The sequence below is a fragment of the Brevibacillus sp. HB1.4B genome, from assembly GCF_013284285.1.
In the GTDB taxonomy this organism is placed as follows: Bacteria; Bacillota; Bacilli; order Brevibacillales; family Brevibacillaceae; genus Brevibacillus; species Brevibacillus porteri.
On record NZ_JABSUT010000002.1, the window covers coordinates 256,176 to 276,785 of the forward strand.

Genomic DNA, 20,610 nt, shown 5'->3' on the forward strand with positions numbered 1-20,610 from the left:
TCTACTCGGCCATTTTTCGCTTTAGTGCCTCTTCTACGACTGGCGGCACCAAATCGGCGACACTCGCCTTGTATTTCGCAACTTCTTTCACAATACTTGAGCTCAAGTACGAATATTGATTGTTCGTCATCATGAAAAACGTTTCAATATTTTCATCGAGCTTTTTATTAATCGAGGCGACTTGCATCTCATATTCAAAATCAGAAACAGCACGAAGGCCACGAATGATCACCTGTGCGCCCTTTTTGTTCATATAGTCAATTAACAAGCCGTCAAAAGAGTCCACTTCTACATTTTTCATGTCAGCCGTTGCTTGACGAAGCAAATCGACGCGCTCTTCTACGCTGAACAATGAGTTTTTCTTCGAATTGATTAAGACGGCAACAATGACCTTATCAAAAACGTTGGCACCCCGCGCAATAATGTCGAGATGCCCATAAGTAACAGGGTCGAAGCTTCCTGAACATACGGCGATTGCCATAGCGGGTAATCCTCCCTTAGTGCTCTTTTGCACCTTGATTGAAAGTTAGGCTTGTGGCTCCAAATCGTAATAATACACGGTAACGGCCGTATCCCCATACTTAGCCGCTCGGTCCTTCACACAATGACCAATCGCATCTGGAAAGGAGTCTGCGATATCATGCTCAGTCACGATCCACGCTCCATCCGCTAACATTCCCAGCTCCTGCAACATCTCAATTTCTTCGACAATTTTCTGCTGGGCGTATGGCGGGTCTAAAAAGACGAGATCAAATTTTTGATTGCGCGTACTCAGTGTGCGAATGGCGCGGTCCGCATCCATCCGATATAGTTCTGCATAATCGTCCAGCCTGCAAGTGCTGACGTTTTGTTTTACTACAGCAAATGCTTTTTGATCTCGCTCCACAAAAACAGCTCGATCCGCTCCCCTACTCAATGCCTCGATTCCGAGACCACCTGTTCCTGCGTATAGGTCCAATGCCCATCCGCCATCGAAATACGGACCAATCATATTAAAAATCGATTCTTTGACTTTATCGGTTGTCGGTCTCGTTCCTTTCCCCGGAACTGCTGCCAACCGTCTTCCTCTGTGTTCTCCAGCGATGACTCGCATACTCATTTCACCTGTCTGCTTTCCTATGTATGTTGTATGACGCGATTTTCTAAGACTGAGAATGATATCATACTATCACAACTGCATACACCCGTAAAATTAGCAACTGGAAAAATTTATGTACAAGAAAGGTATACAACCCCATTCGATTGGAAAAGATGTTGAATAGCGACGCAACGGTGTCGCTGACAACCGCGGAGAAGACTTACGTTTCCCCATAAGCTCTTCCTCCGGTTTCTCCTCTCCCATAATTGAAAGGCTGTTCACTTTGGCGCACGACGTGTCTGATAGGAGCATTTCGTGCCATCGCTCCCTTCATCGGGAGGAGTTGAACGGCTGCCCCTCGTCATTTGGCGATGGGGTATTTTTTTGTGTGCAGCGCATACTACATGTACCTGTAACACCCCCTACATGTAGATTGCCTGAAAGGAGTGAGTCGTTCATGGCAGAAAAACGACCGTCTGCACAAAAGTTGAAGGCGTCCAAAGCCCAATCCATTGCGGACCGTACTGGCAAAGATGTCGAGCTGGCGCGAGACATGCAATCGCGTGCAGATCAATCGGACATCGTCAAGCATGGGCAGTAGCTATACAAGAAGTCAGCCGTATCAAATCGGCTGGCTTTTTACTTTTCCACCTTCAATTCCCTCGGCACTTCTTCTATGCGGTTACAGATACTATTCAAAAATAGCTGTGAAGGAGGTATCCGCATGCATACGGTGTGGAAGGGCTCGATCAGCTTCGGCCTTGTCAATATACCTGTCCGCATGTTTACTGCAACCGAAGAGCGCGATATTCGCTTTCGCCAACTGCATAAAGAGTGCAATACCCCGATCAAGTACACGAAAATGTGCCCGCACTGCCAGCGCGAGGTCGATACGAGCGAAATCGTCCGTGGCTTCGAATATGAAAAAGGACATTTTGTCATGATTGACGATGAGGATCTGGAAGCCATTACGCCAGAAACACGCCGAGCCATTGAAATACTCGACTTCGTAGACTTGTCGGAGATCGATCCCGTTTATTTTCATAAAAGCTATTTCCTATCCCCACAAGACACTGGTGAAAAAGCATACGCCCTGTTGCGCTCCGCCATGGAACAGACAGGCAAGATCGGCGTTGCACAGGTGACGATGCGCAATCGGCAAAGCCTGGCCGTTATCCGACTGTATGAGCATTGCATCATGCTGGAGACGATCTTCTATCCAGATGAAGTACGTCCCGTCAGTCAAGTGCCTGCCTTGCCAGAAGCCACCGTTCCATTGGCCGAAAACGAACTAAAGATGGCAACTGAGCTCATTAGCAATATGACGATCCCTTTTGATCCGGCAAAATATACGGATGAATATCGATCTGACCTACAAAAACTGATTGAGAAAAAACTGGAGGGTCAGGAGATCGCTACTGCACCTACCGTTGCAAGAACCAATGTAATTGATCTCATGCAGGCCCTAAAAGAAAGCTTGGAGTCTACAGCTGGTCAAGCCGCAATACCCATCAAAATCGAGCCTGAACCGACTCCGTCAAAGCCTGCGCGAAAACGCACCACCGCTGCCTCCTCGTCCGAAAAAGAGCAAGCATCGAAAAAGGAGACCGCAACCAGTCAAAAAAAGAAAACGACTACTTCTACAACCAAAACACTGCGCAAAAAGAAGGCAACCCCTGTTTAATCTGCACATAAAAAACCTGCCCACTCTGGACAGGTTTTTTTGTATTCACATATAGACATCTAGCTTGGCGCCATCTTCCTGCATGGTTCAATATGGATATGAACAGCGTTAATGCGGTGAATCTTGCGCATCTGTTCTTCAATTTTCTCGGTGATGGTGTGGCTCTCCACCACATTCAGACCTGGATCTACATGGATGACAACATCAACCAGCACGCTGCTTCCGTGGTAGCGGGCTTTGATGTCACTGATATCCTTAACTCCCGAAATCGAGGAAATGGTAGCCCGCAGGTCCGCAAGCTCGCTCTCGTCAAAGCCATCTGTCAAACGGTGAGTTGCTTCCCTGAAAATGTCCCAAGCAGTTTTCAAGATGATGAGACCAACAACAAAAGCAGCTAAAGGATCGAGCCAGTGCAATTGAAATTGTGCGCCAGCTACCCCGATAAACGTCCCGATACTGACGAATGCGTCTGAACGGTTGTCAGCTGCCGCTGCATTTAGTGCTTGGCTGTTTGTTTTGATGGCGAGCTTTTTATTGTAGCGATAAACGCCAAGCATTATGACTGCAGTCGCAAGTGCTGTCCACCCTGCCAACAGGTTAGGAGCCGTATGATGTGGGTCCAACAAGGATGGTACGGCATTCGTAACGACTTGAACTCCGACAAATAGCATAATAAATGATGCGACAAGTGCTGAAATCGTCTCCGCCCGAAAATGACCATACGGGTGATCTTTATCAGGTGGTTTCCTTGCAATTCGCAGCCCGATCAAAACAGCAATCGATGCGACGACATCCGTTGAGTTGTTAAGACCGTCGGCCATTAAAGCTTCTGACGCAGTGACATACGCAACTCCTATTTTTAATACAGAGCAAAATATGTAGGCGAAAATACTCACCCACGCTCCACGTTCTCCTTGTTTTAGATCCGAATAGACATCCATACCTCATCACCTCAAAATACTTCTCCAGCCTGCTTCGACAACGCGGAAAATCAAAGCGCTGGAAGCAGTTGCTTTTTTTCGAACTTCATCGTAACAGATAGGATTCATGTGGGTCTACAGAAACAGTTTTAGTCCGATTCATGAGAATAGGGGGGAGGAAAATGTGTTGCACACCCGCAATTTTTTCGTTGGAAAATTTTCCTTGAAATTAAATGGACTTCCCGTTATCCTATTCTTGCAATCCAAAATACAAAAAAGCACGGGAGCTTGGAAATCACCAGGCTGAGAGGATGGTACTGTGCCATCGACCGTTGAACCTGAACTGGGTAATGCCAGCGGAGGAATGTCATATACGACACGAAAAGATGCGTGTATCTTTTTAGGATACCCGTTTCTTCTCTACTCTCGCGTTGGCGTCGCATATTGTTTTATGCGGCGCTTTTTCGCGGGCAGTTTCTTTCGCCTCCCTAAACGGTTCTCGCTTTCGTGCAACCAAATCAAGGAGGTTTTTCTTATGTCATTGGTGTCTTCTTTTCCAGGCAGTCGCAAAGTATACGAAACAGGTAGTCGTGCGGACATCCGCGTCCCGATGCGCGAGATTTCCCTTCATCCTACCGAAGGATTGTCTGGCTCCACACCCAATCCCCCTCTTCGCGTGTACGATACGAGTGGCGAGTACACCGCAACGGGTTACGTTCCTGACATTCAAGTAGGACTGCCCTCCATCCGCCACGAGTGGATCGATGAGCGAAATGATGCGGAAACGTATGTCGGTCGCGAACCACAACTAGTCGACGACGGCATCCGAAACGAAGCAAAGGCAGCCACCCTCCCCACTTTCCCTCGAGAGGGCTACAAACCAAAACGGGCAAAGTCAGGAAAAAATGTTACCCAGCTTCATTATGCCCGAAAAAATATCATCACACCGGAAATGGAATACGTTGCCATTCGCGAGGGAGTCTCCCCTGAATTTGTACGGGCAGAAATCGCCGCTGGACGTGCGATCCTCCCTTCTAACGTCAATCATCCTGAAAGCGAGCCGATGATCATTGGCCGTAACTTTCATGTCAAAATCAATGCCAACATCGGAACGTCAGCTGTCAGCTCTTCGATGGAAGAAGAAGTCGAAAAAATGATTTGGTCGGTCCGTTGGGGTGCGGACACCATCATGGACCTCTCGACGGGAAAACATATACACACCACGCGGGAGTGGATTATCCGCAATAGTCCTGTTCCAGTCGGTACTGTCCCGATTTATCAAGCACTTGAAAAAGTAAATGGGAAAGCCGAGGATTTGACATGGGAGGTTTACCGAGACACCTTGATAGAGCAAGCAGAACAAGGCGTCGATTACTTCACGATCCATGCTGGTGTTCTATTGCGCTACATTCCTATGACAGCTAACCGTGTTACAGGTATCGTCTCTCGCGGTGGATCGATTTTAGCCGCATGGTGCCTGGCCCATCATGAAGAAAACTTTTTGTATACGCATTTTGCTGAAATTTGCGAAATTCTGAAGGCCTATGACATTTGTGTATCGCTCGGAGATGGACTACGTCCTGGCTCCATCGCGGATGCGAATGACGAGGCCCAGTTCGCGGAGCTTGAAACATTGGGAGAACTCACAAAAATTGCGTGGGAACACGACGTACAAGTCATGATTGAAGGTCCTGGTCACGTCCCCATGCATCTCATTCGCGAAAATATGGATAAACAGTTATCCATTTGCCATGAGGCTCCTTTTTACACACTTGGGCCACTCACGACCGACATCGCTCCCGGCTATGATCACATTACTTCAGCGATTGGCGCCGCCATGATTGGATGGTTCGGAACAGCGATGCTCTGCTACGTAACGCCCAAGGAGCACCTCGGCCTACCCAATAAAGAGGATGTACGCAACGGTTTAATCGCATACAAAATCGCAGCGCATGCCGCTGATCTCGCAAAAGGACATCCGCGGGCAAAACTGCGAGACGACGCCTTATCCAAAGCTCGCTTTGATTTTCGCTGGAACGATCAATTCAATTTGTCTCTGGACCCAGAGCGCGCCCGCGAATATCACGATGAAACGTTACCAGCAGAAGCCGCCAAATCCGCCCATTTTTGTTCCATGTGCGGGCCTAAATTTTGCAGCATGAAAATATCGCACGACATTCGTCACATCGCCAATGAACAAGGGGCTGCCCAAGATCCCGCCATTCTTTCCGGGATGCAGGAAAAATCGCGTGAGTTCCGCGAACAGGGAAGCCGCTTGTACCAGTCGTAATGAAGGGGGATGCCTATGGAGGAAGCCAGTCGTTTACGCGAAAAGATCATTCGACTAGAGGCTGAGCTAGAGCAATCCAAACAGCAATTGCGGCTGATTCAACAGGACTGCAGCCACGTCTATATCGAGAGTCCACTTACGCGAACATGCTCCAAGTGCCTACAAACCGAAAGCCTCTATTATTAATAGAAAAAGGTCGAAATCCCTTTTGGAGGATCTCGACCTTTTTTCTTGCTTATTTCGTCATTCCAACTTGCAACGGAAGTCCTTCTTTATAATAGAGAGTAGGCGATAGCAGAATGAAGAAAATATGGATATGCAGAAAGCCTTGCTTCTTCAAAATGCCGTGTATGGCACTAGCAATCGCATCATGTTGCTTTTGTTCACGGGGAAACATCATGATCTCTACAGACAAAGGACTATTCGTCAATTGCTCTACCTGAAGCAGCTCCAATTTCACCTTTTCCTGAGCTACCTCAGCAATTTTAGAAAACTCTTCTATAAGAATCTGAGAAATGGGCTCTATGTCTTGCTTCGCAAAGCCTTTAAACCGAAGAAACGGCAAGTCAATTCCTTCTTTCGTAAATGAGTTCGCACAGTCATTATAAACAAGTCGCTAATTGTATATCAATGAAAAAAGGATTAAAGAAAGTGAACAACAAACATTCCCAACCCGAGTTAGACACAAAAAGGGCCATATCAGAGAACAGCTCCCTTCCCATGAGGTGTGGTGGACGTACCACGGAAGGAGGAAGCAGTTCAACCAGATACAGCCCAATCCGCTAACCCATCAGTTACTTTATATAAGTAGTATAGCTTGAATTCAATACTTAATCAATAAAAAAGTTTCGTAAAATTCTCACAAGAATGCATCCGCAATCACCACTCGTATAGATCATGCCCATCCGTGAAACTGTATTAGAAAACTGGGCAAGTCCCAACTAAACATAGAGGTGGCAGCTATGGAACTAACTCCGCTTTTTCCTTTTGAGCCTACCAGCACGGAAGCTATACCTATCGGACCACAATGGATAGGCCAAGTGAAATGGGATGGCGTTCGCATTCTTACCTACTACGATGGACACGAAGTCAAACTGTTCAACCGAAAATTAAATGAACGGACTTTCCATTATCCAGAAGTGACCGATATTCGCTCGTATTGTCGTGCCGATTCTGTGATTTTGGATGGCGAAATAATCGCTCTCGGCCCAGACGGAAAGCCTTCCTTTTACGAGGTCATGAGGAGAGACGGGCTCCGCCGTTTAGAGAAAGTCTCCCAGATACAAAAGCTTGTCCCTGTCACATACATGGTCTTCGATGTACTGTACTGGAATCATGAATGGGTAACTTCCTCCCCCCTATCAGAGCGACAACAAATACTGGGCAAAATCATCACTCCTACTCCTCATGTGCAGCTAGTTGAAAATTTTGCTGATGGAGACGCTCTTTACCGTGTCATTGAAGCGCAAGGCATGGAAGGAATCATTCTGAAGGATACGTCCAGCAGCTACTTGATCAACGGGAAAGATCAACGCTGGAGAAAGAAAAAGTACTACCGAGATCTCATTGCTGTCGTAGGCGGCGTTACGCTTCGGAATCATATTGTCAATTCGTTGCTTCTGGGCCTATTCGATCAACACGGTTCTCTTTGGTACATCGGTCATGCAGGTACTGGAAAATTGACGCAAACGGACTGGCGTGCTTTAACGGAGAGAATACAGCCTCTTGTCCAACAAAAGATGACTTTTGTTAACAAGCCACCACGCGCAGCCAATACCTTATGGATAATGCCGGAAATCACCGTCAAAATCAAATTTGCGGAGTGGAAGGAAGGGCATTCCTTGCGACAGCCAAGTATACAAGGCGTCGTGGATGTCCCGCCTCACCAGTGTGTTTTGGAGTAAGGAACCACGTGGCTTTCGATCTCATTGTCGAAACGAACCGGCCTGTTTTGCCCTCCCCAGCCTTTGCTTGCCATGATTAAGAGCCTGCATTTCCCCGTAGCTCGTCAACAGAGCTATCAGTAAGAGGGCAATGTACACAATCGCTGTCGTGACCCCTCCTACCGCTGATTTATCTTTTAAAAAGTCCCCAATCAAAATCACGATCACGCAACCACTTAAACAGACTGTCGTGATCCACACCATCGACCGGTAAAATCGATAAAGCTTCGTTCCTTCGGGAATGAGGCTTTGCACTCTTCCTTTGTTCTTTCCCTTTACGTGAATGAGCAAAAAGATCGCCAACGGCAATTGAAAGACGAGAACGATAAACGGCAAGCTATAACTAATAAATTGATCGATATGCGCTACATTTGGAAACCCGAATATGGACGATACAACGATAAACCATCCACACGGAGCGTTGAATGTATTGTAATGCCGTTGTCCCCCAAATGATCCAACCCCCACTAAAAATGCCAAGTAAGCGACAATGACTTTGATTGTGAAAGCGGGGAACCACACGCTAAAGAGGATCATTTCGACCCTGTCTAGGAAATCTGTCACGTGGATTTGCTGGACGAGAATATAGATAGGGAAATTCAGTCGACTGGCGATAATGAAGCCCATCACCCCAAGCAAGACGAGCAACATAATCGTCGTCCCAAAGCCAACAATGATGACCCCGTGCTTCATCGCAGCATAAAATAGTCGCGGCTCTACAATGGCATGTAAGAATGCCCCAATGAGAAAAATATCACCATATACACCCACTGGTAAAAAGTTGCTGACCACGATCCGATCCAAATTACTGGTCAAGATTGGTTCCAAACGCTCTACGTTGTATTCATTAACCAGCAGGAAATATAGCGAAATGCACATGATGAAATAAATGGGAAAATAAAACTCATTTACCCGTGCCGCCACCTCAAGACTCGTTTTGCCATAGTACATCATTAACAGGACGAAGACGAGTAAGATGATCTCCAATGGCGTGGTTGGCAATAACGAGATATGTAAAAAATCAGCTGCCCCTTTAATATCGATCGCCAGGATGATCCAAATATAAAACAAAATGAGGAGATTGATAGCTCCACCAATCCACTTCCCGCCAATGATAAACAAGATTTCAAAGATATTTTTCCCGGGGTATGCTTCAACCAGCCCACTCAAAACGTAGGCGATAAAAAGCGCATAAAAGATGGGTAAAATTTGAGAGAACCAAGCATCCATCCTTGCTACCTGAACGACAGACCGTAAGAAACTGATCATCATTCCTGTCATCAAGACACTGCCGACCAGCCAGGAAATTTGTCGATGATTGACAACTTGCTTGTGAATCATACTTGGGCCTCCTTATACGAACTGATCCACCCACCACTTCACATGAGGAGATAGAAAGTTCATCAAATTACTCGTGGGTAACACTTGATAATACTGGAATTGTAAAGCAATCAGACAAAGAATGGTTAAAACGTAGAAAATAGCGATGACTCGCTGCTGTCTCCCGTCCATTCCTTTTCGCTTCAAGATGAATTCTCCAAAGGAAAGTAACAGCATGAAGACAAAAAAGACCAGAAATATTCTATTCATGATCATCTTCACCTTGGGTTATATTTTTCGTTGTCTGTCCGAAATTGGCCATGTGCACTTTCGATCGGATTTCATATGTGATTTTCGGAAGCTCCTTATTCCACCTGTTCCGATATCGGTTTCGCCACTCTTGCGGATAGTTCCTTGACAATGCGATTCCCAACCCAATAAAGTCTGATTGTTTCTGTTGGATTGTTTTCATCATATGATTCACACCGTTATTGATTTGCTCGACGAGCTTCGCTTGCAGCATATTAATATTTTTCTCTTCCTCGAGATCGAGGTTTGACAGATTCTCCACAACAACAGCAGAAGCGTAGAGGTCAATTTTGAAATGGATGTGGCCTTTCTTGATCACAGGCTGGATATTCGCCCTTCCTTTCGAAAGAGTTATCGTAAGCCGTTCGTGCTTGTTAAGGGACACTACAACAGAAAACGGTGTAAAATCGCGTTGGAACAATCGCAAGCCGAGCAGTTCTTTGGGCTTCGCGATCGCTACGAGCTTGTCCTGTCGAAATATGCCTACCCCCGTCGCCTCTATTTCTTTTGACTTTCCTTTCGGATGAGAATCCACTGCTGCCAGAACGGGTAAAATGGCATCAACCCCTGGTGTACCGAGCATTTGGGCCACATCCTTCAATGTTACTGTAATGCCGCCCATCTTGACCAACTCACGCATCGCTTCTCCCGAAAAACGTTCAAATTGCGGCTGTGCGGTTAATAATTCGATTCCTTTGCCTTTTGTCATGACAATGTAAGCTGTTAGTCTGTTTTCTGGAAAGCGCGACACAATATCCAGCACTTCCGACATTCCGTCCTTTGCCAGTTCTTCGCCTATGACGATCATCCGGTGATGGGAGTAGTAAATTTCTCTAGACATTCTGGCTTGGATCAAACCATTCGCTTCCCGAATTGTCCTGCCTACGGCGGAATCAACGTAATAGCTCTTATCACCACTCGTCCCACCACCGCCTCCGGACTGGGCACCTAGGCTACTGACCAGGGGGACCTGAATGGATAACCGATACCTGCCGTCTGGTTCCTTATCCATCGCCATTGCAATGACGATGGCCATATCATTTACTTCACGGCGATCCCAACATCCAGATACTAGGAACATGCAGAGCGACACCACCAATATGCGGGTCACAGCCTTCACGATTGTCCCTCCTCGTTTGGATGACGGTTGCCTGTCACCCCTGATTGCCCTCCTCTTTGCTGAATAGAATTAGCATAACCATCGTTCATACGCCTTGCATTTTGAACGCCCAAAAAGCTTGGGCGTTTTTCCATCATCGACCATGGAGCCCTCATCAGTACGTCTTTGAGATCACCGATCGACATCGGGCCTAGCGGCGATAAATAAGGGACACCAAAAGAACGCAGGTTGGCCATATGACCAAGGATGAGCAATAACGCTACTAGCATTCCATAGATGCCGAGGATCGAAGCCGCAATCATGATCGGAAAACGCAGCATTCGCAATGAAATCGATGCATTAAAATGCGGGATCGTAAACGAGGCAATCCCCGTTAGCGATACGACGATAACCATGGGAGCAGAAACAATCCCTGCCTGCACCGCTGCCTGACCAACGACCAGCGCACCTAAAATACTGACGGCTTGCCCGACCGTTTTCGGAAGACGAATCCCCGCTTCTCGCAAGGCTTCAAAAGAAATTTCCATGATAAAAGCCTCCACAATAGCAGGAAAAGGAATGGACTCGCGCGCAGCCGCAATACTTAAAAGGAGGGTGGTCGGTAGCATCTGTTGATGATAAGTCGTAATGGCCACATATAAAGCAGGGGTAATGAGCGAAATGATGAGAAATACATATCGCAGCAGTCGAACAAGGGTAGCCATTTGAAATCGCTCGTAATAATCCTCGCTGGCCTGCATCATCATCCAAAACGTAACAGGCACTATCAAAACCATCGGTGTCCCATCCACAAATATCGCGACACGCCCCTCTAGCAATGCCGCAGCAACCGTGTCTGGGCGCTCTGAATACATAACCTGAGGGAAAGGCGAGTACATGTTATCCTGGATCATCTCTTCGATATATCCGCTTTCCAGCACAGCATCCATATTGATCTTGCTGATTCGACCAGTGACCTCCTGTACGATCTCTGGATCAGCAATCCCATCAAGAAAGGCAACCACCAGATTGGTGTTCGTCTCACGTCCAACTACCAAGGACTTCATTTTCAATCGAGGTGTTCGCAATTTGCGCCGCAGCATTGATGTGTTCGTGCGAATATTTTCGATAAAGCCTTCACGTGGCCCCCGTACGACAGCTTCTCCTTCTGGTTCGTTAACGGAGCGTTTTTCTGCTCCACGAATGCCCAGCGTGAGTGCTTCTGTGTTGCCCTCAACAAGAATGCCTGTATCACCTGAAAGCACAGCTTGTAGCAGCTTTTTATAATCGTCTACTCTTCCCATCTGGGAAACGGGCAAAAGTGACTCTTCTATCACTTTTATATCTTGATCGCCGTCTTCAAGCACCATTAACGATTTCAGCGCAGAATTGACCTCTTTGGTATCAATCAGCCCATCTACGAAGACAGCAATCGCACGGACACTGTTTTTTTGACGGAATTCTCGTATGACAAAATCGGAGCAATCAGAGAACATTTTTTTCATCAGATCTATGTTCTCTCCCAATTGAGGCGAAATCGGTATACCCTCCAACTCAATCAAGCTGCAGGCATTCATTGTCTCAATCAGTTCTTTCATTTTATCTTTCTTCTTGAATTTCATTTCATCACCAACCCAACCACTGGAAAGCTACCCGTATTATGGTTGATTGGCAGGAAATATATGCAAAGAGGTATTCCTTTTACATAGAGAAACTCGGATGGGAGATAGTAGGAACACCTATCCCTTTTAAAAAGAAGGTGAAGACATCATTGCGTCCTGCAACAAAAGAGTACGAGCTGACGATCGACAATCACACATTGTCCATTACAAATCCTGACAAGCCTCTATGGCCACAAGCCAAGGTAACCAAGTTAGATTACTTGCGCTATTTGCTGATTGTCTCAGCCCCACTCCTACGGTATAGCAAGGATCGGCTCTTAACCGTCATTCGCTACCCTCACGGAGTTGGCGACAAGCACTTCTATCAAAAAAACGCCCCTGACTATGCGCCTGACTGGATCCAAACGCACACGTGGGAAAATGTTCATTACGTACTGTGCAATGACCGGGCGACACTCGTGTGGATGGCAAATCAAGCAGCATTGGAGTGGCACGTCTCCTTTCACCTCGCCACGGATGAGACTCCGACAGAGCTCGTATTTGACCTCGATCCTTCAACAGATGATTTTGCCGTTGTGATAGAGTCTGCCCTCTTGTTGAAACAGCTGCTCGATGAATTACAGCTGCCTTCCTGGGTCAAAACATCTGGTTCCAGCGGCTTGCAAGTATACGTTCCGATTGAACTTCGCTATACGTTTGAACAGACGCGCCAGGTCGGACATTTCATCGCATCCTATCTAGTCAGCAAGCATCCATCACTAGTAACCATCGAGCGCTTGGTGAAGAATCGGGGAGATAAGCTGTACATTGACTATTTGCAACATTGGCGAGGAAAAACGTTGCCAGCCCCTTATTCAACTCGTGCAAAAGAACAGGCAACCGTATCAACACCACTCCTGTGGGAGGAGGTTCCCCATTCTCATCCCACAGACTTCACCGTTTATACGGTACCCAAACGGCTGGAAACATTCGGAGATTTATTCTCATCCGTATCTACTCCGACGAAACGAGCCTCCCTTGATGCCATCCTCGGCTTTTTGCAGTCCCAGTAAGCCATTAGTTGGAATCCAGCAGCCCATTTGTGCTATACTTGGCACAGATGTTTTGAGGCAAGGAGGCACATTCATGATCGATCCGATCGCAATTGCAATCGGCCCCTTAAAGATTCACTGGTATGGCATTATTATGGGGCTGGCGTTTTTCTTGGGTACTTATCTCGCTCGCTACAATTCCAAACGTTCTGGCATTGATCCTGATCACGTCTTGAACATGGTGGTTCTGATCATTCCAGCAGCCATCGTTTGTGCAAGATTGTATTATGTTACGTTTGAATGGGAGCAGTACAAAGACAATCCACTGGACATCTTCGCAGTTTGGCAAGGCGGCTTGGCTATTCACGGTGGATTAATCGGTGGTGTTCTGGCAGGAAGCTGGTATATTCGAAAACATAATCTGCCGTTCCTACGTTTGGCTGACATTTTTATGCCAAGTGTTATCTTGGGTCAAGCCATCGGACGTTGGGGTAACTTTATCAACCAGGAAGCCCATGGTGGTCCCGTCTCTGCTGAGTTTATGGAAAAGTTCCCTGCATTCATCCGTGAACAAATGTTTATCGGCGGACAATATTACCATCCTACGTTTTTGTATGAATCGATCTGGAACCTTTTCGTTTTCGCCGTTCTCATGTTCATGCTGTACCGATTCAAAAAATTCGATGGGCAGGTCTTGTTCAGCTACATGATCCTGTATTCACTCGGTCGCTTTTACATTGAGGGAATGCGTACAGACAGTCTGTTAATAGCAGATACTCTGCGTGTCGCTCAATTAGTCAGTCTGTGCTTAATTGCTGCCGGTGTCATCTTGATGCTCGTGTTTGCACGCAAAAGCAAGCAGACAGGACATTCCCAAAACTCGATTGAATAGTGTCAACATGCCATATCCATTACCACTCAGGTCAGTCCGACTGGGTGGTTTTTTCTTTACCTTGTCTGAATTGTCGCAATGCAGGCAATAACTAGGAGAAAGAATGAAAAAAGGAGGGGAATCAGATGGATGATGGCATTTTGGAAGAGTATCTCGATCGCTACGTACGTATTCATTTTGCTCCTGATATGATCGGTCAAGGATTATCTGCATTCGCAGAAGGCAAATTGTATGATTACAGCCAAAATGGGATATTAATTGAAGAACGGGATGGCTCGCTTGACTATATCCCATTCTCTGCGGTACGCCTCGTGCAAATTAAACCCAAGCCCGGTTTATGGGAGCGTTTAACTGGATCAAGTTAATGAAAAAGACACCTTCCCGCGTACTCTACTACACGGAAAGGTGTCTGTTGTCTGTTGTATAAGGATGTAGCTCTACAGGAATACGTCAAATACGACGTAGCATGCAGCAGCCAAAAGTCCTGTAATCGGAAGGGTAATGACCCAAGTGACCAAGATTCGGCCAGCCAAGCCCCATTTTACTGCGTTCAGCTTTTGCGATGCCCCAACCCCCAAGATGGCGGATGTGATCACGTGCGTTGTGCTCACCGGCAGTTTCAAAGCTGTAAAGATCGTGATAATCAAGGCAGAAGACAAGTCTGCTGAGAAACCAGAAACTGGCTTGATTTTCATAATCTTACCACCCAAGGTCTTGATGATACGCCATCCACCAAAGGCTGTACCTAAAGCCATTGCAACAGCAGCTGATAGTTTTACCCACAGTGGAATGACGAATTCGCCCGGTGCTTGAATCAAGAATCCACCTGAAATCAGAGCAAGGGTGATTACGCCCATTGTTTTTTGCGCATCGTTGGCTCCATGGCTGAAGGCCTGCCAAGCTGCTGACACTACTTGCATCGAACGGAAACCTCGATTGGTTTTGTGGTACGCTGAGTTACGAACAAACCAAGAAACAAGCTTGATCACGACAAAACCAACAGCAAACGCAACAAGCGGGGATACGATCAACGCTTGGATAATGCTAATGAAGCCTGACCAGTTAATGGCACCACTTCCTGCGGCACCAAAAGCAGCACCTGCAACGCCTCCGATAATCGCGTGCGAGGACGAGCTAGGAATTCCGAACCACCAGGTGATTAGGTTCCACAAAATCGCAGATGTCAACGCGGCCAAAACGACGACCAATCCATTTTCCAGCTTGAATGGATCGGTAATGCCTCCCCCGATTGTCTTCGCTACACCCGTATACGAGAGTGCCCCAAGCAAGTTACACACGGATGCAATAATAATCGCGGTTTTCGGACTTAATGCACGCGTCGAAACAGAAGTCGCAATCGCGTTCGCCGTATCATGAAAACCATTGATAAAGTCAAAAGCTAGCGCCATGATGACGACGAGTACGAGAATAATCACCTCTGGCGAAAGATCAGGCATTCTTTAACACGATCCCTTCTACCAGGTTGGAGACGTCCTCAGCGAAGTCAGCACAGTCTTCGAGTTTATCATAAATCTCTTTGAGTTTGATCGCTTCCATTGGGTTGGTATCAGGAGAATTCAACAAATCAGATACCATTTTACGGTAGTTGGAGTCAGATTCATGCTCCAAGTCTTTGATTTCCCCAGCGATTTGTGTAACAACTTTATGATCCAGCTTGCGCAGTGTGCGAATCAGCTCGATCAGCTTAGCCGAGCATTTCACCAAAATATTGGCTTGTGCCAATACACGTGGATCTGGTTGAGTCACTTGGTACAGATACATACGATCAGCGACACCGTCAATGTAGTCGATCATCGAGTCCATCGTATGAGCGAGCTGGTGAATGTCTTCACGCTCAAGCGGAGTGATAAAAGTAGAGTTCAACTCGTTCATGATACGACGAACGATTTCGTCTCCTTCTTTCTCGACAGCCTTGATTGCCTTAACCTTTGTTTCTAGATCTTGATAGTTTCCTATCATTTCATAGAAAAGATGAGTTCCTTTGTGCACAGTGGCAATCTGCTGCTCGAACAGATCAAAGAAGATATACTTGTTTGATTTCAACATACGGGACTTCTTCACTCCTTTGAATAAATGACACCTAACAGATTATATCGAAAGTTATTGTTTCCGTAAATTTAAAATCAAGGTCAAATGTGTATATTTTTCTTTAAGGAATTATTAAGTTTTTGTAAATGCTCTTTACAATCAAAAAAACACCCGTGTCAAGTGAGCTGACGAGTGTTAGTTTTGCCAATATTTATCTTTTCATTCGAAGCGACCATCATGCAGTCTTTCCTTTTTTTCGCTTCATACATAAGCATATCTGCTTTTTTCGCTAACTCTTCCGCTGTTGAAGCATGGTGAGGATACGAGGCTACTCCGATACTGACCGTGACACCTGAAAGAGCGTGTCGGACTTGATTTTGAATTCGTTCTCCGATTGCGAGTCCTCTCATTGTGTCGGTATGCGTTAACAAAACGACGAATTCTTCTCCACCCCATCTTCCAACCGTATCTTGTTTTCGTACACTTGCCTGCAAAAGCCCTGCAAATTGGCAAAGGAGTCGGTCACCTTCCAAATGACCATATGAATCATTGAATATTTTGAAATTATCCAAATCGATAAACAATAGAGTAACAGATTGATGATTACTTTTTGCCAACTCCACTTCTTCGACCAGCTTGTCCAGAAATCTACGATTGACGAGAACGCCTGTAAGTGAATCGTGATAAGCCATCTGCCGCAACTGATCTACATACTTCCCTATTTGATAGGCAGCAAGCGTCTGAATGACAGCCACAAGTAAAAGAAAGACAATCATACTCTCATCCGTCGGCAATCCGTATCCGATCAGCCAAACCGAGATGATCACACAGGACATTCCCAAACTAATCCAGCGCGAACCCAAAGTACACTACCCCCGATCTATCCGATGTACCTCTTTCAATTCGTACATTAGACCTATTTAATGAAATTTATAGTAGGTCTTTTTTCATATAATAAGGAATATTTTACCTATCTTTTTTTGTAAGTTCAAGCAAAACCACGAAACTGCCGATGAATTGGAACCAATTGGAAGGGATAAGCTAATGGCTAATAAAAACAGACGGGAGTGAATGAATGTATGCCCCGTATTGAAGCAGTGGCTACAGCAGTACCTTCCCACGAGATTACACAAGAGGATTCCATGAAGCTAGCACGCCTATTTTTTCAAGATGCTTTTCCCGATATAGACCGTTTGTTACACGTCTTTGCACACAGTCACATTCAGAAGCGGCATTTTAGTATGCCAATGGATTGGTTTTTGGAGGACCGGCCCTTTGCAGAGAAAAATCAGCTGTATATCGAACATGCCGAAGCCTTGGCAGAGGAAGCAGCCCGAAAGTGTTTGACAAAAGCTGGTGTCGAGCCTTCTTCCATCGATTGTCTGATGTTTGTATCAAGCACTGGTATTGCTACTCCAAGCCTTGATTCCCGCTTGCTCCACCGCTTAGGACTCCGTCCACAAGTAACCCGTGTCCCGTTGTGGGGCCTGGGCTGTGCTGGTGGTGCGATGGGATTGTCGCGGGCATGTGAATACACCCAAGCTTTTCCCTCGCGGCGAGTATTGCTTGTGAGCGTAGAACTGTGCGGCTTGACCTTCATCCGACAAGATTTGTCCAAAAGCAATTTGGTCGCAACGTGCCTATTTGGAGATGGAGCTGCAGCCGTATTGATAGAAGGCGACCAAGTCTTGTCTTCTTCTGACGCACCCAAGGTTCAATTTTGTGATGCACGAACAACAACATGGCCGGACACCGTAGATGTCATGGGATGGGAATTGACCGATCCGGGGTTAAAAGTCATTTTCTCTCGCGACATCCCTACTCTCATTCGTTCTTCGATGCGAGAAAACGTCGAGAGCTTTTTGTCACCGCATGGGATGTCTATCGATCATCTGCGTCATTTCATTTTCCATCCAGGTGGAGCCAAGGTATTAACGGCTTACCAGCGGTCTCTGGGCATTGGTACAGAAGCCACTCGTTTTTCTGAAGATGTCTTAACCAATTTTGGAAACATGTCTTCTCCTACGGTTCTGTTCGTCTTGGAAAAGAGCATGGAGAGGGCGTGGGAGCCGGGAGATCGCGGTTTGGTCGCTGCACTTGGACCTGGATTTAGCTCCGAGCTGTTACTTCTGGAGGCGAGATAGTCATGTTGCTCTTCTTTGGATTCGTTATGTGTGCAGTCGTGTTGCAGCGACTGGTCGAGCTTCTCGTTGCCGTGAGGAATGCCCGCTTTATCCGGTCAAAAGGTGGCTACGAGGTTGGGGCGAGTCATTACAAATACATCGTCCTTCTTCATCTTCTCTTTTTTCTCTCGCTTATTTTCGAAGTGGTGAGCAAAAGCAGTGCCATGGTTCTCCCCTCGTGGTGGGCGGCTCCGTTCAGCCTGTTTTTAATCGCGCAAGGACTTCGTTACTGGTGTATTCGCAGCCTGGGCAAGCGATGGAATACCCGCATCTTCATACTCCCGGGCGAGGCTCCGATCAAGCGAGGTCCGTATCGGTTCATTCGTCACCCCAACTACTTGGTCGTATCACTTGAGTTGCTCCTACTCCCCCTGACATTTTCCGCTGTGACAACTGCCCTGACGTTTTCTCTCTTGAATGCCTGGCTGCTCCTGCGTATACGGATTCCCCTGGAAGAAGCAAGCATCTACGCTGGTCATCGTGAGTCATAAAAACGAAAAGTCTTTGGCACATGCACATGCCAAAGACTTTTTATCGAGCAAAAGGTTTATCACTTGTCATTCAGCGGGAAAAGAAAAGAAGCTGTTACTCTTTCCCGCGAGGTGGATCAAGTGAATCGTACAACCATAGTGGAGCCTCAGGAGACGAAGCGTATCATCGTCCGAGACTTTTTCGCTTTGATTGAAACGGTACCGAACAAGGATGACCAGGCTAGTATTCAAACTTTTCTTCGCTATTTGCAAAGTCTGCTAAGAATCAAGCAAGTCGTTCCTCCGGTTGTGGAAATCATGACGGTCATCAAACAAAACAAGCCACTTCTCTACCACGCAGCACGCAGAATTACTCTTCCTTCAAGCAATCTGCACATGCTATTTCAGCTAGAAATGGATATTATGCTTGCTCACGAAAGGCTCCGTCAGTACGACAAATGATTTGGGTAGGCTTTGCCTTACCCTTTCAAGTTTTCTGGATTCAGACATTCAAGATCTGCAATGACAAAACGACCATCTTTGCGAATCAGGACGTCATCAAACCAGATTTCCCCTCCGCCCCAATCCGGACGTTGGATGGAAACCATGTCCCAGTGCACAGACGATTTGTTGCCATTGTATGCTTCGTCATAGCACTGACCAGGCGTGAAGTGGAAGCTTCCGTCTATTTTTTCGTCAAACAAGATATCTTTCATCGGGTTGCGAATGTAAGGATTCACACCGATAGCGAATTCCCCAACGAAGCGCGCTCCCTCGTCCGTATCCAAAATTTGATTCAAGCGTTCGGTATCGTTCGCTGTTGCCTCCACAATTTTGCCGTCCTTGAAGGTCAGACGAACATTTTCGAAAGTGAAGCCGTGGTATGGTGTTGGCGCATTATGAGTGATCACGCCATTTACGGAGTCCTTCACAGGTGCTGTATACACTTCACCATCTGGAATATTGCGAAGGCCAGCGCATTTTACAGCAGGAATGTCCTTGATGGAGAAGGTGAGATCCGTTTCAGGTCCTACCAAGCGTACCTTGTCTGTGCGATTCATCAAGTCAACCAGACTGTCCATTGCTTTGTCCATTTTCGCGTAATCCAGGTTACATACTTGGAAGTAAAAATCTTCAAAAGCTGCTGTAGACATGTTCGCAAGCTGTGCCATGGAAGGATTCGGATAACGAAGAACAACCCACTTCGTTTTAGGCACGCGTACGTTCATCACTGGCAGCTCATACAGGCGAGAATAGATGCTCAGCTTGTCACTTGGAACATCAGCCATCTCATTGATGTTATTCGCTGCACGAATCCCGATGTACCCTTGCATTTTCTCCATGAGTTCAACTTCATGTTGAGCCATGGTCTTCAACTGCTCTTCATTGCAATTCATTGCGATTTCTCGGCTTACGGCGGGATCAATCAATTGAACATAAGGACTGCCGCCTGCTTTGTAAATCTCACGCACGAGGGCTTGCACCAAATCCGGGGTGTCCCCTTTCGCGTTGATCAAAATGTTTTCCCCTGGCTGTACTCGTACAGAATAGTTAACCAGATTGTACGCTAATTGATCTAATCGTGCGTCTCTCATTCGTGGCACATCCTTTTTAAATTTTCTGATTCCTCTTGTATTTTTACCGATACAATCTACTAAGTCAATAAAAAATTTTTTATCAACGAAATAGAAAGCGGCCAGCCTTCTTGCATCCAGGCTGA

Annotated in this window: 23 protein-coding genes and 1 riboswitch; of the genes, 11 read left to right on the top strand and 12 right to left on the bottom strand. The window is 46.5% G+C overall.

Going from position 1 to position 20,610, the window contains the following annotated elements; genetic code table 11:
* Position 1: 1 nt before the first annotated feature.
* Positions 2-481, bottom strand: coding sequence for a pantetheine-phosphate adenylyltransferase (coaD, locus tag HP398_RS05650; RefSeq protein WP_007728199.1), 480 nt, complete (start codon positions 479-481; stop codon positions 2-4).
* Positions 482-526: 45 nt separating this feature from the next.
* Positions 527-1,093, bottom strand: coding sequence for a 16S rRNA (guanine(966)-N(2))-methyltransferase RsmD (gene rsmD, locus HP398_RS05655; RefSeq protein ID WP_069849354.1), 567 nt, complete (start codon positions 1,091-1,093; stop codon positions 527-529).
* 442 nt (positions 1,094-1,535) lie between these two features.
* On the opposite strand from rsmD, the gene HP398_RS05660 reads away from it, so the two are divergent.
* On the top strand, positions 1,536-1,679 hold the full coding sequence (locus tag HP398_RS05660) for a hypothetical protein (protein WP_016743266.1): 144 nt from the start codon (positions 1,536-1,538) through the stop codon (positions 1,677-1,679).
* Positions 1,680-1,802: 123 nt separating this feature from the next.
* Entirely contained in the window at positions 1,803-2,762 is a 960-nt protein-coding gene (gene ku, locus HP398_RS05665) for a non-homologous end joining protein Ku (RefSeq protein ID WP_173622104.1), read from the top strand.
* A 59-nt stretch (positions 2,763-2,821) separates the two neighbouring features.
* Here ku and HP398_RS05670 read toward each other — a convergent pair whose 3' ends face one another.
* Positions 2,822-3,703 (bottom strand): cation diffusion facilitator family transporter, encoded by an 882-nt coding sequence (locus tag HP398_RS05670; protein ID WP_017249387.1) that lies wholly within the window; start codon positions 3,701-3,703, stop codon positions 2,822-2,824.
* Between the two features lie 249 nt (positions 3,704-3,952).
* A riboswitch (TPP riboswitch) is annotated at positions 3,953-4,065 on the top strand.
* 152 nt (positions 4,066-4,217) lie between these two features.
* On the opposite strand from HP398_RS05670, the gene thiC reads away from it, so the two are divergent.
* Both thiC and HP398_RS05680 read left to right on the top strand, forming a co-directional pair.
* Positions 4,218-5,972: a phosphomethylpyrimidine synthase ThiC gene (gene thiC, locus HP398_RS05675; RefSeq protein ID WP_173622105.1), complete on the top strand. Its 1,755-nt coding sequence runs from the start codon at positions 4,218-4,220 to the stop codon at positions 5,970-5,972.
* Positions 5,973-5,987: 15 nt separating this feature from the next.
* Positions 5,988-6,158 carry a hypothetical protein gene (locus HP398_RS05680; RefSeq protein ID WP_017249389.1) on the top strand — a complete coding sequence of 57 codons (171 nt, stop codon included), beginning with the start codon at positions 5,988-5,990 and terminating at the stop codon, positions 6,156-6,158.
* 49 nt (positions 6,159-6,207) lie between these two features.
* Here HP398_RS05680 and HP398_RS05685 read toward each other — a convergent pair whose 3' ends face one another.
* Positions 6,208-6,537 carry a DUF1904 family protein gene (locus HP398_RS05685; protein ID WP_017249390.1) on the bottom strand — a complete coding sequence of 110 codons (330 nt, stop codon included), beginning with the start codon at positions 6,535-6,537 and terminating at the stop codon, positions 6,208-6,210.
* Positions 6,538-6,934: 397 nt separating this feature from the next.
* Here HP398_RS05685 and HP398_RS05690 point away from each other — a divergent pair, with 397 nt between their 5' ends.
* Entirely contained in the window at positions 6,935-7,876 is a 942-nt protein-coding gene (locus HP398_RS05690; RefSeq protein WP_173622106.1) for an ATP-dependent DNA ligase, read from the top strand.
* 21 nt (positions 7,877-7,897) lie between these two features.
* Here HP398_RS05690 and HP398_RS05695 read toward each other — a convergent pair whose 3' ends face one another.
* The 4 genes from HP398_RS05695 to HP398_RS05710 are packed head-to-tail and all read right to left on the bottom strand — an operon-like array spanning position 7,898 to position 12,265.
* A complete protein-coding gene (locus tag HP398_RS05695; RefSeq protein ID WP_173622107.1) occupies positions 7,898-9,256 on the bottom strand; it encodes a GerAB/ArcD/ProY family transporter in 1,359 nt (452 codons plus the stop codon).
* Positions 9,257-9,268: 12 nt separating this feature from the next.
* The gene (locus HP398_RS05700) at positions 9,269-9,505 is read right to left on the bottom strand and encodes a hypothetical protein (protein WP_017249393.1); all 237 of its coding nucleotides are present in this window, start codon (positions 9,503-9,505) and stop codon (positions 9,269-9,271) included.
* A complete protein-coding gene (locus tag HP398_RS05705) occupies positions 9,498-10,664 on the bottom strand; it encodes a Ger(x)C family spore germination protein (RefSeq protein WP_173622108.1) in 1,167 nt (388 codons plus the stop codon). The genes HP398_RS05700 and HP398_RS05705 overlap by 8 nt, the downstream gene beginning before the upstream one ends.
* Positions 10,661-12,265 carry a spore germination protein gene (locus HP398_RS05710; protein WP_173622109.1) on the bottom strand — a complete coding sequence of 535 codons (1,605 nt, stop codon included), beginning with the start codon at positions 12,263-12,265 and terminating at the stop codon, positions 10,661-10,663. Before HP398_RS05710 ends, HP398_RS05705 begins: the two co-directional genes overlap by 4 nt.
* Positions 12,266-12,414: 149 nt before the next feature.
* Between HP398_RS05710 and ligD the strand changes: the two genes are divergently transcribed.
* The 3 genes from ligD (at position 12,415) to HP398_RS05725 (ending at position 14,553) form a co-directional block, all read left to right on the top strand.
* A complete protein-coding gene (ligD, locus tag HP398_RS05715) occupies positions 12,415-13,317 on the top strand; it encodes a non-homologous end-joining DNA ligase (protein WP_017249396.1) in 903 nt (300 codons plus the stop codon).
* 73 nt (positions 13,318-13,390) lie between these two features.
* A complete protein-coding gene (gene lgt / locus HP398_RS05720) occupies positions 13,391-14,188 on the top strand; it encodes a prolipoprotein diacylglyceryl transferase (protein ID WP_017249397.1) in 798 nt (265 codons plus the stop codon).
* Positions 14,189-14,313: 125 nt separating this feature from the next.
* Positions 14,314-14,553 carry a hypothetical protein gene (locus HP398_RS05725; RefSeq protein WP_017249398.1) on the top strand — a complete coding sequence of 80 codons (240 nt, stop codon included), beginning with the start codon at positions 14,314-14,316 and terminating at the stop codon, positions 14,551-14,553.
* A 72-nt stretch (positions 14,554-14,625) separates the two neighbouring features.
* On the opposite strand, the gene HP398_RS05730 is transcribed toward HP398_RS05725, so the two are convergent.
* The 3 genes from HP398_RS05730 to HP398_RS05740 form a co-directional block, all read right to left on the bottom strand.
* Positions 14,626-15,645 (bottom strand): inorganic phosphate transporter, encoded by a 1,020-nt coding sequence (locus HP398_RS05730; protein WP_017249399.1) that lies wholly within the window; start codon positions 15,643-15,645, stop codon positions 14,626-14,628.
* The gene (locus HP398_RS05735) at positions 15,638-16,255 is read right to left on the bottom strand and encodes a DUF47 domain-containing protein (RefSeq protein ID WP_007728239.1); all 618 of its coding nucleotides are present in this window, start codon (positions 16,253-16,255) and stop codon (positions 15,638-15,640) included. The genes HP398_RS05730 and HP398_RS05735 overlap by 8 nt, the downstream gene beginning before the upstream one ends.
* A 158-nt stretch (positions 16,256-16,413) precedes the next feature.
* Positions 16,414-17,100: a GGDEF domain-containing protein gene (locus HP398_RS05740; protein WP_017249400.1), complete on the bottom strand. Its 687-nt coding sequence runs from the start codon at positions 17,098-17,100 to the stop codon at positions 16,414-16,416.
* Between the two features lie 216 nt (positions 17,101-17,316).
* Here HP398_RS05740 and HP398_RS05745 point away from each other — a divergent pair, with 216 nt between their 5' ends.
* The 3 genes from HP398_RS05745 (at position 17,317) to HP398_RS05755 (ending at position 19,352) form a co-directional block, all read left to right on the top strand.
* Complete coding sequence (locus HP398_RS05745; RefSeq protein ID WP_173622110.1) at positions 17,317-18,381, top strand: type III polyketide synthase; 1,065 nt, start codon at positions 17,317-17,319, stop codon at positions 18,379-18,381.
* A 2-nt stretch (positions 18,382-18,383) separates the two neighbouring features.
* Positions 18,384-18,911 carry an isoprenylcysteine carboxyl methyltransferase family protein gene (locus HP398_RS05750; protein ID WP_017249402.1) on the top strand — a complete coding sequence of 176 codons (528 nt, stop codon included), beginning with the start codon at positions 18,384-18,386 and terminating at the stop codon, positions 18,909-18,911.
* A gap of 111 nt (positions 18,912-19,022) precedes the next feature.
* Entirely contained in the window at positions 19,023-19,352 is a 330-nt protein-coding gene (locus tag HP398_RS05755) for a hypothetical protein (RefSeq protein WP_254475897.1), read from the top strand.
* Positions 19,353-19,369: 17 nt separating this feature from the next.
* Here HP398_RS05755 and HP398_RS05760 read toward each other — a convergent pair whose 3' ends face one another.
* Positions 19,370-20,485 carry an aminopeptidase gene (locus tag HP398_RS05760; protein WP_173622111.1) on the bottom strand — a complete coding sequence of 372 codons (1,116 nt, stop codon included), beginning with the start codon at positions 20,483-20,485 and terminating at the stop codon, positions 19,370-19,372.
* Positions 20,486-20,610: the final 125 nt, after the last annotated feature.

Excerpts from the sequence above, each read along its gene's own strand:
- HP398_RS05695 (WP_173622107.1), bottom strand. The coding sequence starts at position 9,256 with ATGATTCACAAGCAAGTTGTCAATCATCGACAAATTTCCTGGCTGGTC.
- HP398_RS05725 (WP_017249398.1), top strand. The coding sequence starts at position 14,314 with ATGGATGATGGCATTTTGGAAGAGTATCTCGATCGCTACGTACGTATT.
- HP398_RS05745 (WP_173622110.1), top strand. The coding sequence starts at position 17,317 with ATGCCCCGTATTGAAGCAGTGGCTACAGCAGTACCTTCCCACGAGATT.
- HP398_RS05700 (WP_017249393.1), bottom strand. The coding sequence starts at position 9,505 with ATGAATAGAATATTTCTGGTCTTTTTTGTCTTCATGCTGTTACTTTCC.
- HP398_RS05690 (WP_173622106.1), top strand. The coding sequence starts at position 6,935 with ATGGAACTAACTCCGCTTTTTCCTTTTGAGCCTACCAGCACGGAAGCT.
- lgt (WP_017249397.1), top strand. The coding sequence starts at position 13,391 with ATGATCGATCCGATCGCAATTGCAATCGGCCCCTTAAAGATTCACTGG.
- thiC (WP_173622105.1), top strand. The coding sequence starts at position 4,218 with ATGTCATTGGTGTCTTCTTTTCCAGGCAGTCGCAAAGTATACGAAACA.
- HP398_RS05660 (WP_016743266.1), top strand. The coding sequence starts at position 1,536 with ATGGCAGAAAAACGACCGTCTGCACAAAAGTTGAAGGCGTCCAAAGCC.
- HP398_RS05735 (WP_007728239.1), bottom strand. The coding sequence starts at position 16,255 with ATGTTGAAATCAAACAAGTATATCTTCTTTGATCTGTTCGAGCAGCAG.
- HP398_RS05760 (WP_173622111.1), bottom strand. The coding sequence starts at position 20,485 with ATGAGAGACGCACGATTAGATCAATTAGCGTACAATCTGGTTAACTAT.
- HP398_RS05710 (WP_173622109.1), bottom strand. The coding sequence starts at position 12,265 with ATGAAATTCAAGAAGAAAGATAAAATGAAAGAACTGATTGAGACAATG.
- coaD (WP_007728199.1), bottom strand. The coding sequence starts at position 481 with ATGGCAATCGCCGTATGTTCAGGAAGCTTCGACCCTGTTACTTATGGG.
- ku (WP_173622104.1), top strand. The coding sequence starts at position 1,803 with ATGCATACGGTGTGGAAGGGCTCGATCAGCTTCGGCCTTGTCAATATA.
- rsmD (WP_069849354.1), bottom strand. The coding sequence starts at position 1,093 with ATGCGAGTCATCGCTGGAGAACACAGAGGAAGACGGTTGGCAGCAGTT.
- HP398_RS05680 (WP_017249389.1), top strand. The coding sequence starts at position 5,988 with ATGGAGGAAGCCAGTCGTTTACGCGAAAAGATCATTCGACTAGAGGCT.
- HP398_RS05730 (WP_017249399.1), bottom strand. The coding sequence starts at position 15,645 with ATGCCTGATCTTTCGCCAGAGGTGATTATTCTCGTACTCGTCGTCATC.
- HP398_RS05670 (WP_017249387.1), bottom strand. The coding sequence starts at position 3,703 with ATGGATGTCTATTCGGATCTAAAACAAGGAGAACGTGGAGCGTGGGTG.
- HP398_RS05750 (WP_017249402.1), top strand. The coding sequence starts at position 18,384 with ATGTTGCTCTTCTTTGGATTCGTTATGTGTGCAGTCGTGTTGCAGCGA.